Source organism: Manganibacter manganicus, from assembly GCF_002075885.1.
Lineage (GTDB): Bacteria > Pseudomonadota > Alphaproteobacteria > Rhizobiales > Rhizobiaceae > Mesorhizobium > Mesorhizobium manganicum.
Map to the genome: position 1 here is coordinate 233,801 of NZ_MDET01000023.1, position 12,201 is coordinate 246,001.

The following is a 12,201-nucleotide window of genomic DNA, read 5'->3' on the forward strand; positions in this document are numbered from 1 at the left end:
AAAGAGGGCACGAACACGAGGACTTTCAAAAAAAAATGGAAAATACTAGGCTCGCGCCACGCAGCTTCATGAATATGCCATGAAGGCCACGAGGGGTGCATGTCCTATCTCAACAATATCGCGGTCTTCGTCCGGGTGGTCGAACTGGGCAATCTTTCCGCCGCCGGGCGCGACATGCGCATTTCGCCCGCCGTCGCCTCCAACCGAATCAAGGAACTGGAGAAGCATCTGGGCGTGCGGCTGTTCAACCGCACGACGCGGCAGTTGATGCCGACCGAGCACGGCACGGTGTTTTACAGCGGCGCCAAGCAAATCCTGGAGGCGATCACCGAGGCGGAAGCGGCCATATCGGCGCTTTCCGGCCAGCCGCGCGGCACCATCCGCGTCACCGCGCCGCTTGGGCTGGGGCGTCGGCTGATCGCCTCTGGCATCCCCGATTTTCGCGACAAATATCCCGACATCGAGGTGCGGCTGAGACTGTCGGACCACAATGTCGATATCCTCAAGGAAGGCATCGACGTCGCGTTTCGCCTCGGCGTGATCGAGGATTCCTCGCTCAGGCTGCGCGGGATCATGGAATGCGAGCGCGTGCTGGTCGCCTCGCCGGACTATCTCAAGGCGCGCGGCGAACCGGAAACCGTATCCGAACTGATCACGAAAAGGCACGATTGCCTGATGCTGCGCTATCCCGGTTCAAGGGAGTTTTTCTGGATGCTGCAAATGCCGGACGGGCCGCAGAAATTCGAGGTGCACGGCCCCTTCGACAGCGACGACGGCGACGTGCTGACCGGCTGGGCGCTGGCCGGGCGCGGCATCATCAACAAGCCGCGCTTCGAGGTCGAACCCTATATTCGCGACGGGCGGCTGAAAGTAATCCTGACCGATACGCCGCCGACGCCGGTGCAGTTCGCCGCCGTCTACCCGCACAAGAAATTGCAGGACCCGAAGGTGCGGCTGCTGCTCGATTTCATGGCCGAGCGCTGCCAACGGCTGATCCGCGACCTTTTGGCCGGGCGCTGACCGGTCGTTTCGCGCCGGAACCAAAGCCGGCCTTGTCCATTATCGAAAAGCGGCGGAACGGGGCGCGGCTTCTTCCGTGCGGCCCGCCGAAACCGCAGATTTTTTCATCGAGGCTTATGCTTCCAGCCAGGAGATCGAGATGGCCACCATTGCGACCCACAACGATTTGAAATCCAACACCCGCAATACCGTGATCGATATTGTCAATGCGCGGCTGGCCGAGGCGATCGACCTGGCGCTCATCACCAAACAGGCGCACTGGAACATCAAGGGGCCGCACTTCATCGCCATTCACGAGATGCTCGACATGTTCCGCACCGGCATCGATGGCCATGTCGATACCATTGCCGAGCGCGCCGTCCAGCTTGGCGGCACAGCGCTGGGGACCTCGCAGGTGGTCGCGAAGGAAAGCGCGCTGGAAGCCTATCCCACCGACATCCACAAGACGAAGGATCATCTGGCGGCGCTGATCGACCGCTATGCGACGGCGGCCAAGAACGCGCGCGCGGCTATCGACGAGACGGACGAGGCCGGCGATGCCGACGCCGCCGACATTTTGACCGGCTATTCCCGCTCGCTCGACAAGTTCCTGTGGTTCCTCGAAGCGCATACGCAGGAAAAGGAGTAGTCGGGCCTCTCACCCGGCCCGCACCGCGTCGGTGGATGCGGCCTGCGCCCGATGGTTGGCGAAGGCGGTCATGATTTCGGCCGCCGCCAATGCCGCGATTACCGTCGGGCGCTTGTCTTTTACCGTCTCGCCGCCGATCGGCGAGACGAGGCGGGCAAATTGCCGCTCGCTGCCGCCCGCCGTCTTCAGGAACCAGCTTTTGAAGGTCGCCTTCTTGGTCTTCGAGCCGATCATGCCGACATAGGCCGCATCGGTGCGCTTCAAGGCCTCCGCCACGATCAGGAAATCCAGCGCGTGATCGTGAGTGAGGATGGCGAAGGCCGAACCGGCGGGCGCGGCGCGCACCACCTCTTCGGGCATCGGCGTCAATCGCGTCTCTACGCTTTCCGGCAGGCCCGCCAGCGCGTCGGCGCGCGTATCGACGACGACGACATGGATCGGCATCAACGCGCAGGCCACCGCCATGGCATGGCCGACATGGCCGCCGCCGAAAATATAAAGATGCGGCTGGCCGGCCGCTTCCGCTTCGGCCTTCGCGATCAGTTCGGCCTTCAAGCCCTCATCGACAAGCGTCACCGAAACCGCGACGCGCCCGCCGCAGCATTGGCCGATTTCAGGGCCGAGGGGAATGTCGAGCGCGGCTTTCCCCGTCTCGTTCTGGCGCAACATCTGCCGCGCCTTGTCGATGGCCATGAATTCAAGCTGGCCACCGCCGATGGTGCCGCGAGTGCCAGCGGTTGATACCAGCATCCGCGCGCCGGCTTCACGCGGCGTCGAGCCCTTGGCGCCGGCAACCTCCACCAGAGCGATGGCAAGGCGCTGGTCGAGAAAATCCTTCAAATCCTCCACGAATTTGGTCATGTCCGGCTTCCATCGGCAGGGAACGCAGCCATCCTTCCAATATAGGCGTTCATGGCCGGCGGCGCTATTTCGCCGCCTCGCGCTTCATGCGCTCCACCGCCATCAGCACGCGCTCGGGCGTCGCCGGTGCGTCGAGGCGCGGGCAGATTTTATGGTTCGCGACACTGGCCACCGCATCCGCCAGCGCATGCAGCACCGACAGACCGAGCGGCAGCGGCGGTTCACCCACCGCCTTGGAGCGGTGAATGGTCGGCTCATAGGCTTGCGACCAGTCGGTCAGCGCCACGTTGAAGATTTTCGGCCGGTCGGAGGCGAGCGGGATCTTGTAGGTGGACGGCGCATGCGTGCGCAGCCGGCCCTTTTCATCCCACCACAGTTCTTCCGTGGTCAGCCAGCCCATGCCCTGCACAAAGCCGCCCTCGACCTGGCCGATATCGATGGCCGTGTTCAGCGAGCGGCCGGCGTCGTGCAGGATATCGGTGCGCTCCACGACATATTCGCCGGTGAGCGTGTCGATGGACACTTCCGAGCAGGCCGCGCCATAGGCGAAATAATAGAAGGCATGGCCCCGTCCCTTGGCGCGGTCCCAGTGGATCTTCGGCGTCTTGTAAAAACCCGCCGCCGAAAGCTGGACGCGCGCGACATAGGCCTGCTGGACCAGTTCGTTGAAGGAAATCTCGTGATTGCCGATACGCACGCGATTGGGCAGAAACACCACCTGATCGCGCGGGATCTGATGCGTCTCGGCGGCGAAATCGATCAGCCTGTCCTTGATCTGGCGCGCCGCATTCTGCGCCGCCATGCCGTTGAGGTCGGCACCCGACGATGCCGCCGTCGGCGAGGTGTTCGGCACCTTGCCGGTGGTCGTGGCAGTGACCTTGACCCGGTCGATGTCGATCTGGAATTCCTCGGCCACCACCTGCGCCACCTTCATGTGCAAGCCCTGCCCCATCTCGGTACCGCCATGGTTCATATGCACGGAGCCGTCGGTGTAGACATGCACCAGCGCGCCGGCCTGGTTGGACTCGGTCTTGGTGAAGGAAATGCCGAACTTGACCGGCGTCAGCGCGATGCCGCGCTTGATGAAGCGGCTGTTGGCGTTGAAGGCGGCGATCTCGCGGCGGCGGCCGGCATAGTCGGCGCTTTCCTCCAGTTCCGCCACGATGCGCTGGATGATGCAATCCTCGACCTTCTGGTGGTAGGGCGTGACATCGCGGCCGGCGCGCTTGTCCATCGCGTCATAGAAATTGAGCTTGCGGATTTCGAGCGGCTCCTTTCCCGTGGCAAAGGCGATCTCGTCGATCACGCGTTCGGCGCCGACCATCCCTTGAGGCCCGCCAAAGCCGCGAAACGCCGTGTTGGACACCGTGTTGGTATAAAACAGCGCCGAGCGCGCATGCACATGCGGATAGAAATAGGCGTTGTCGCAGTGAAACAGCGCACGGTCGCCGACCGGGCCGGACAGATCGGCGGAAAAGCCACAGCGCTGGCCATAGGTGTAATCGATGGCCAGGATGCGCCCCTCGTCGTCGAAGCCGACATCGTAGTCGATGACGAAATCGTGGCGCTTGCCGGTGGCGGTCATGTCCTCGTCGCGGTCGAGCCGGACCTTGACGGCGCGCTTCAGCTTCCTTGCGGCTATGGCGGCGATCACCGCGCACTGGTTGGCCTGGGTTTCCTTGCCGCCGAAGCCGCCGCCCATGCGGCGCACCTCCACCGTCACGGCATGGTTCGGCACGCCAAGCGCGTGCGCGATCATGTGCTGCGTCTCGCTTGGCCCCTGCGTCGAGCAATAGACTTCGACCTCGTCGTCCTCGCCGGGCACGGCCAGCGAAACCTGGCCTTCGAGATAGAAATGATCCTGCCCGCCGAGCCGCATGCGACCCTTGATGCGGCGCGGCGCCGTCTCCAGCGCGCCGGCGGCATCGCCGCGCTTCAGAACCAGCGGCGTCGTGACCTGCCGGTCCTTTTCCGCTTCAAGACCGCCAATGTCGATGATCGCGGGGAGTTCGTCATAGTCGATCTTCGCCAGCCTTGCCGCGCGGCGCGCCTGATCGCGTGTCTCGGCGATGACGCAGAAAATCGGCTGGCCAAGGAATTCGACCTTGCCGTCGGCAAGGATCGGATCGTCGTGCATGCCGGAAGGCGAAATGTCGTTCTCGCCCGGCACGTCCTTCGCCGTCAGCACGGCGACCACACCGGGTGCCGCCAGCACGGCCGAAAGATCGACTGCTTTCAGCGTCGCGTGGGCAACGCCGGACAGGCCGAGCCCGGCATGCAGCGTGCCGGCCGGTTCTGTGATGTCATCGACATAGATGGCGCTACCGGCAACATGCTTGTGCGCTGAATCGTGGGGATGCGCGGTGTGGACGCCACCGGCGATCTTCTGGGCTTTCAGGTTTGGAGTGTGCTTGGTCATGGCTTAGGCAGCCTCGTATCTGGACACCTGCACCGGTGCGCTTGTGCCGGTCGTTTCCACATAAAAACGCAAAAGAAGGTTTTTCGCCGCCAGCGCGCGATATTCACCGGTGGCGCGCATGTCGGTCAACGGCGCGAAGTCCTCGGCGTATTTTTCCATCGCGGCCTCGACCGCGGCTTCCGTCCACGGCTTTCCAAGAAGCGCAGCCTCGACCGCCCTCGCCCGTTTCGGAGTCGCCGCCATGCCGCCATAGGCGATGCGGACCGCCGCCACCGTGCCGTCAGCCGCCAACCTCACAGCGAATGCGCCGAGCGTGGCGGTAATGTCCTCGTCGCGGCGCTTGGTGATCTTGTAGACGGCGAATTTCTCGCCCTTGCCCGGCAGCGGCACTTGAAGCTTTTCCACGAACTCGCCGGGCCGGCGGTCCTGCTTGCCATAGGCGATGAAGAAATCCTCGAGCGCAATGGTGCGGCGGGCCGTGCCCTTGCGCAGCGTGAGCTCAGCGCCCAGCGCGATCAGCGGCGGCGGCGTGTCGCCGATGGGCGAGCCATTGGCGACATTGCCGCCGATGGTGCCCATATTGCGCACCTGTTCGCCGCCGATACGGTCGATCAGCGCGCCGAAGGCGGGAATGCGCGCGGCAAGATGCCCGCGCGCTTCGGTATAAGTCACGCCGGCGCCGATGGTGATGACGCCATCCTTTTCGGAAATGCGGCGCAAGCCCTCAAGCCCGCCGATGAACACCACCGGCGCGATCTCGCGCATCTGCTTGGTCACCCACAAACCGACATCGGTGGAACCGGCGACGATGGTCGCCTTCGGTTCGGCTTCAAGCACAGCGGCCAGATCGTCGACATCGGCCGGCACGATCAGCCGGTTGCGACCCTCGCCGATCTCGACGCGCGCATTGTCGCGCAGCGCCTTCAGCCGGGCGGTAACGGCTTCGCGTTCGACGCGCAGCGGATCGTTCTCGGCTTTGCCGTAGCTGGCAATGGCGCGGGCGGCGCGCATGATCGCTTCATAGCCGGTGCAGCGGCACAGATTGCCCTGAAGCGCGGTTTCGACCTCGCGGTCGGACGGATTGGGCGTCTGCATCCAAAGGCCGTAAAGCGACATGACGAAGCCCGGCGTGCAGAAGCCGCATTGCGAACCATGGAAATCGACCAGGGCCTGCTGCACCGGATGCAGCCTGCCGTCTTCGCCGGCCAGATGCTCGACCGTCACGACATGACAGCCGTCCAGCGAACCCATGAAGCGGATGCAGGCATTGACGCCTTCATAGACCAATGCACCCCCATCTGGTCCACCATCGGTCAGTTTGCCGACCAGAACCGTACAGGCGCCGCAATCGCCCTCGGCGCAGCCTTCCTTGGTGCCTTTCAGGGAACGGGAAAGGCGTAGCCAGTCGAGCAGAGTCTGGTCCGGCGCGACGTCGCGCAACGCCACATCGCGGCCGTTCAGGATGAAGCGGATTTCGTTGCGGGTCTTGGCCATCAGCTCCCCCTGTAGGTCGAATAGCCGTAGGGCGAGATCAGCAGCGGCACATGATAATGTTTTGCCTCGGCCATGCCGAAGCGGATCGGTACGATATCGAGAAAGGCCGGCTCGGGCAGGTCCACGCCCTGTCCTCGGAGATAATCGCCGGCGGCGAACACCAGCTCGTATTCACCCAACTGGAATGCCTCGCCTTCCAGCAGCGGCGCATCGCAGCGCCCGTCGGCATTGGTGCTGACGCTCTTGAGATGCGTGCGGTGACCGTTGGAAATGCGGAAAAGCTCAATGGACAGGCCGGCGGCCGGTTGTCCGGTCGCTGTGTCCAGCACATGGGTAGTAAGCCGCCCACCTGCTGTATGCATTCCTGCCAACTGCCGCCTCCCTTCACGGATCAATCGAACATGATAATGAATTGAACCATTAAAGGCCAAGGGCAAGGCCCGGTCGAGGAAAACCGCCTGAAAACACTTTCAAAATTTTCGGGGGAATATCGCTTCGCCCTTTCGACTATCTTCAAAGACAAGGAAGAGGACAAGGCTCATGCGTTACGTCAGAAACATGCGCGGTTACGGAGCCAACCCGCCGGATCCGAAATGGCCGGGCGGCGCGCATGTCGCGGTGCAGTTCGTGGTCAATTACGAGGAAGGCGGCGAAAACTGCATCCTGCATGGCGATGCCGCCTCCGAGGCCTTCCTGTCCGAGATCACCGGCGCCGCGCCATGGCAGGGCCTGCGCCACTGGAACATGGAATCCATCTATGAATATGGCGCGCGCGCCGGGTTCTGGCGGCTGCACCGCCTGTTCACCGGAGCGAACGTGCCCGTCACCTGTTACGGTGTCGCCTCCGCGCTTGCCCGTTCGCCCGACCAACTTACCGCGATGCAGGAAGCCGGCTGGGAGATCGCCACGCATGGCCTGAAATGGATCGACTACCGCGACCATCCGGCCGACCTTGAAAAGCAGGACATCAAAGAAGCGATCCGGCTGCACACCGAAGTAACGGGCGAACGCCCCTCCGGCTGGTACACCGGGCGCACCTCCGACAACACGGTGCGGCTGGTGGCGGAGGAAGGCGGCTTCGCCTACTGCTCCGACACCTATGACGACGACCTGCCCTACTGGCTCGACCATGACGGCCATGGCAAACCCATCGCGCCGCTGCTGATCATTCCCTACACGCTAGACGCCAACGACATGCGTTTCGGCATCCAGGCTGGTTTCTCGAACGGCGAGCAGTTCCTCACCTATCTCAAGGACGCCTTCGACACGCTCTATGCCGAGGGCAACGCCGGTCAGCCGAAGATGATGACGATCGGCCTGCATTGCCGGCTGATCGGGCGGCCCGGCCGGTTCGGCGCGCTGAAACGCTTCGTCGAATATGTCCAAAGCCATGACAGGGTCTGGCTGCCGCGCCGCATCGACATCGCCCGGCATTGGCACGAGCACCACCCCTACGAGACGCCGAAGCTGCGGCCATCACGCATGGGCAAGGCGGATTTCGTGACGGCCTTCGGCGGCGTGTTCGAGCACTCGCCCTGGATCGCCGAGCGCGCCTACGAGCTTGAACTGGGAGCCGTGCACGACACGGCCGGCGGCCTGCACAACGCGCTCTGCCGCGCCTTCCGCACAGCAAGCGAAGCCGAGCGGCTCGGCGTGTTGAGCGCGCATCCCGATCTGGCCGGAAAACTGGCCGAGGCCAAACGCCTGACGGCGGAATCGGCAAAGGAACAGGCGTCCGCCGGGCTCGATGCACTGACCGATTCGGAACGGCAGAAGTTCATCGAACTGAACAGAACCTATGTCGAAAAATTCGGCTTTCCCTTCATCATCGCCGTCAAGGGCCGCAGCAAGGCCGACATCCTTGCCGCCTTCGAGGCCCGTATCGGCAATGATCGCGACACCGAATTCACGACTGCCTGCCGGCAGGTCGAGCGTATCGCCCTGCTTCGCCTGAAAGACATGCTGCCCGAGTAGGCTTAAACGATGGATATGAACACGATGGCCCAACGCACCTATTACGCGCCCAAGGGCGGGTTGCCGCCGCAACGCGACCTGATCACCGACCGCGCCGTGTTCACAGAGGCCTATGCGGTGATCCCCAGGCGGGAGTTTTCCGATATCGTCACCTCCTGCCTGCCGTTTTGGGAAAAGACGCGGGCCTGGATCATCGCCCGCCCGCTTTCGGGCTTCGCCGAGACCTTTTCGCAATACATAATGGAAGTGCAGCCGGGCGGCGGCAGCGCCCGGCCGGAAACCGACGCCGGCGCCGAGGGCGTGCTGTTCGTGGTCGAGGGCGAGGTAACGGTGACGCTGGGCGGCAAGGCGCACAGGCTGGTGCCGGGCGGCTACGCCTTCCTGCCGCCGGCAAGCGGCTGGAGCCTGCGCAATGAGGGCGCGGCAACGGCGCGCTTCCACTGGATCCGCAAGGCGTATGAGGCCGTCGAGGGGCTGGCTGCGCCGGAACCGATCTTCGCCAATGAGAACGACATCGCGCCCAATCCGATGCCCGACACCGATGGCGGCTGGGCAACGACGCGCTTCGTCGATCCGGCCGACCTTCGCCACGACATGCACGTCACCATCGTGACGCTGAAGCCGGGCGCGGTGATCCCCTTCCCCGAAACGCATGTCATGGAGCATGGGCTCTATGTGCTGGAGGGCAAGGCGGTCTATCGGCTCAACCAGGATTGGGTAGAGGTGGAGGCCGGCGACTATATGTGGCTGCGCGCCTTCTGCCCGCAGGCCTGCTATGCCGGCGGCCCCGGCAATTTCCGCTACCTGCTCTACAAGGACGTCAACCGCCACGCCAAGCTGGGCGGGTTCGGACGGTGAGCGTGTCCGGCATCATCACCGCCCAGCCGCTTACCCGCGAAAGCTTCGCGCCCTTCGGCGAGGTGATCGACATGGGCGGGGCCAATCACTACCCGATCAATAACGGCAAATGCGAACGTTACCACGAACTCGCAACCGCCGAAGCGACCGGGCCGAACGCCCGCGTGCTGATTTCCATGGCGCGCGGCACCCCTTACGAATTTCCGCTGGCGCTTTCGATGGTCGAGCGCCATCCCTTCGGCAGCCAGGCCTTCATTCCGCTTTCGCCGCGCCCCTTCGTCGTTGTCGTGTGCCCGGACGGGCCTGACGGCCCCGGCACGCCTCAGGCCTTCCTGACCCAGCCCGGCCAGGGCATCAACTATCCGCGCGGCCGCTGGCATGGCGTACTGACCCCTATCGGCCAGCCACAGGATTTCATCATCGTCGATCGCGGCGGCGACGGTTCCAATGTCGAGGAATTCTACTTCTCGCACCCCTACGAGATTCATCTGCCGAAGGGAGCTGGCCTTTGACCGACATCTCGCTGATCGACCGGCTGCTCGACGTGATCGAATACAACATTGTGCCGATGACGGCGCAGGGCGTTGCCGAGGGCAATAAACTGTTTGGCGCCGCGGTGTTAAGGAAGAATGATCACTCTCTGGTTCTGGCGGAAACCAACAATGAAACCAACAATCCGCTGTGGCATGGTGAGATGCATTGCCTGAAGCGTTTTTACGAGATGCCCAGGGCCGAGCGCGTCGACACGAAAGACGCGATTTTCCTTTCAACGCATGAGCCTTGCTCGCTTTGCCTGTCGGCGATCACCTGGGCCGGCTTCGACAATTTCTACTATCTGTTCAGCCATGAGGATTCGCGCGACAGTTTTGCGATTCCGCACGATTTGAGAATCCTGAAAGAGGTTTTCACCCTCGACCCCGGCGGCTACAATGCCGAAAACGCCTATTGGAAAAGCTACTCCATTCGCAGGCTGGTGCGTGAATTGCCGGAAGCCGAACGCGCGCGTCTGGAGGCCAGAATCGGCGCAATTTCAGTGCTTTACGACGCGATGTCGGATATCTACCAGGCCGGCAAGGCCGACAACGACATCCCGCTGAACTGAACCGCCAATCGGGTGGCGCGGTTGCGAATCGCTTCCCAACGGCGCTAGAAGCAGCCCGAAGCAGGATTTTTGCCCTGTGCAACAATGCCGAAATCACCGGCATCCCCGCCGCCCACGGAGCGGCAACATGCGTTTTACGCCACATCATGTCGCATTGGGCCTTGCGTTGGGCTTTGGCTTACGATCATTATTGAGCCAATAATCAACAAAAAATGCGGCCTTCGTGTCGTACCGCCAGAGTGAGGAGCAAAAACAATGTCTAAAGAACTGGAATTCCTGAGCCGCCATGTCGCCAGCGGCAAGCTCAACCGTCGCGATTTCCTTGGCCGCGCCGCCGCACTTGGTGTCGGCGCCGCTTTCGCCAACACCATGCTTGCCGATGCGGCCAAGGCGGCAGGTCCGGTCAAGGGCGGAACGCTGAAAGCCGGCCTGCAAGGCGGTGAATCCTCCAATGTTCTCGATCCGGCGCTTAACCTCAGCCAGGTCAATTTCAGCTTCGGCAAATGCTGGGGCGAGCTTCTGGTGGAACTGAAGCCGGACGGCAGCCTCGAACAGCGCATTGCCGAGGAGATCGGCTCGTCGCCGGACGCCAAGACCTGGACGATGAAAATCCGCAAGGACATCGAATTCCATGACGGCAAGACCGTGAAGCCCGAAGATGTCGTGGCGACGCTGGAACGCCACAGCGACGCCAAGTCGAAATCGGCCGCGCTCGGCATTCTCCAGGGTATCGAGACGATGAAGGTGGACGGCGATAATGTCGTCATCGGCCTGAAAGACGCCAATGCCGACTTCCCCTATCTGATGGCCGATTATCACCTCGTCATCCAGCCGAATGGTGGCAAGGACGATCCGAATGCCGGCATCAGCGCCGGCCCCTACAAGGTGACGATCAACGAGCCGGGCGTGCGCTATGGTGGCGAGAAGTTCAAGAATTATTGGCAGGGCGATAAGCTCGGCCATGCCGATCAGGTGCTGATCCTGGTCATCAACGACGCCACGGCGCGCACGGCGGCTCTGCAAAGCGGCCAAGTCAACATGATCAACCGCGTCGAGCCGAAGATCGTCGATCTGGTGAAGCGGATTTCGGGTGTCACCATCCAGAACGTGTCGGGACGCGGCTTTTATCCGTTCAACATGTTCTGCGACACGGCGCCCTTCGACAATAATGACCTGCGCATGGCGCTCAAGCTCGCCATGGATCGCGAGGAGATGCTGCAAACGATCCTGCGCGGCTACGGTTCGGTGGGCAACGACTTCCCGATCAACGAGGCCTATCCGCTGTTTCCCGCCGATATCGAACAGCGCAAATTCGATCCCGAAAAGGCGGCGGAGCTATACAAAAAATCCGGCCATAGCGGCTCGATCCTTCTCAGGACTTCCGATGTCGCCTTTCCGGGCGCGGTCGATGCCGCCCAGCTTTACCAGCAGAGCTGCGCCAAGGCCGGCATCACCATCCAGGTGGAGCGCGAGCCGGGTGACGGCTACTGGTCGGAAGTGTGGAACAAGAAGCCGTTCTCGCTCTCCTATTGGGGTGGCCGCGCGACCCAGGACCAGATGTATTCGACCGCCTATGTTTCCAGCGCGGACTGGAACGACACACGCTGGAAGCGGCCGGAATTCGACAAGATGGTCATCGCGGCGCGCGGCGAACTCGATGAAGACAAGCGCAAGAAGATGTATCATGACATCGCCATGGTCATGCGTGACGAAGGCGGGCTGATCGTACCCTTCTTCAATCAGTATATCGACGCCAGCGGCAAGGGTGTCGAAGGCTGGGTCAACAATCCCGCTCAGGAAATGTGCGGCGGCTATGCGCTGGCCATGTGCTGGCTCGCGGCTTGA

Annotated in this window: 11 protein-coding genes; 7 read left to right on the plus strand and 4 right to left on the minus strand. The window is 62.7% G+C overall.

The features are described 5' to 3' along the window. The first annotated feature begins 99 nt into the window (after nt 1-99). Both BFN67_RS15430 and dps read left to right on the plus strand, forming a co-directional pair. Entirely contained in the window at nt 100-1,020 is a 921-nt protein-coding gene (locus BFN67_RS15430) for a LysR family transcriptional regulator (protein WP_080920431.1), read from the plus strand. A 139-nt stretch (nt 1,021-1,159) separates the two neighbouring features. Beyond that, nucleotides 1,160-1,648 carry a DNA starvation/stationary phase protection protein Dps gene (gene dps / locus BFN67_RS15435; protein ID WP_080920516.1) on the plus strand — a complete coding sequence of 163 codons (489 nt, stop codon included), beginning with the start codon at nt 1,160-1,162 and terminating at the stop codon, nt 1,646-1,648. Nucleotides 1,649-1,657: 9 nt separating this feature from the next. Here the strand turns inward: dps and xdhC are convergent, their stop codons facing one another. The 4 genes from xdhC to uraH form a co-directional block, all read right to left on the minus strand. Continuing rightward, nucleotides 1,658-2,509 carry a xanthine dehydrogenase accessory protein XdhC gene (gene xdhC / locus BFN67_RS15440; protein WP_080920432.1) on the minus strand — a complete coding sequence of 284 codons (852 nt, stop codon included), beginning with the start codon at nt 2,507-2,509 and terminating at the stop codon, nt 1,658-1,660. 64 nt (nt 2,510-2,573) lie between these two features. Beyond that, a complete protein-coding gene (gene xdhB / locus BFN67_RS15445; RefSeq protein ID WP_080920433.1) occupies nt 2,574-4,928 on the minus strand; it encodes a xanthine dehydrogenase molybdopterin binding subunit in 2,355 nt (784 codons plus the stop codon). Nucleotides 4,929-4,931: 3 nt separating this feature from the next. Further along, on the minus strand, nt 4,932-6,422 hold the full coding sequence (gene xdhA / locus BFN67_RS15450) for a xanthine dehydrogenase small subunit (RefSeq protein ID WP_080920434.1): 1,491 nt from the start codon (nt 6,420-6,422) through the stop codon (nt 4,932-4,934). Then, the gene (gene uraH, locus BFN67_RS15455) at nt 6,422-6,784 is read right to left on the minus strand and encodes a hydroxyisourate hydrolase (RefSeq protein ID WP_080920435.1); all 363 of its coding nucleotides are present in this window, start codon (nt 6,782-6,784) and stop codon (nt 6,422-6,424) included. Before uraH ends, xdhA begins: the two co-directional genes overlap by 1 nt. A 178-nt stretch (nt 6,785-6,962) precedes the next feature. On the opposite strand from uraH, the gene puuE reads away from it, so the two are divergent. The 5 genes from puuE to BFN67_RS15480 all read left to right on the plus strand — a co-directional run bounded on the left by puuE (nt 6,963) and on the right by BFN67_RS15480 (nt 12,201). Continuing rightward, on the plus strand, nt 6,963-8,396 hold the full coding sequence (puuE, locus tag BFN67_RS15460) for an allantoinase PuuE (RefSeq protein WP_080920436.1): 1,434 nt from the start codon (nt 6,963-6,965) through the stop codon (nt 8,394-8,396). A gap of 24 nt (nt 8,397-8,420) precedes the next feature. Next, nucleotides 8,421-9,254 carry a bifunctional allantoicase/(S)-ureidoglycine aminohydrolase gene (locus BFN67_RS15465; protein WP_080920517.1) on the plus strand — a complete coding sequence of 278 codons (834 nt, stop codon included), beginning with the start codon at nt 8,421-8,423 and terminating at the stop codon, nt 9,252-9,254. Nucleotides 9,255-9,256: 2 nt separating this feature from the next. Next, nucleotides 9,257-9,766: an ureidoglycolate lyase gene (locus tag BFN67_RS15470; protein WP_080920437.1), complete on the plus strand. Its 510-nt coding sequence runs from the start codon at nt 9,257-9,259 to the stop codon at nt 9,764-9,766. Nucleotides 9,767-9,822: 56 nt separating this feature from the next. After that, a complete protein-coding gene (locus BFN67_RS15475; RefSeq protein ID WP_192856851.1) occupies nt 9,823-10,356 on the plus strand; it encodes a nucleoside deaminase in 534 nt (177 codons plus the stop codon). Between the two features lie 255 nt (nt 10,357-10,611). Further along, nucleotides 10,612-12,201: an ABC transporter substrate-binding protein gene (locus tag BFN67_RS15480; RefSeq protein WP_080920439.1), complete on the plus strand. Its 1,590-nt coding sequence runs from the start codon at nt 10,612-10,614 to the stop codon at nt 12,199-12,201.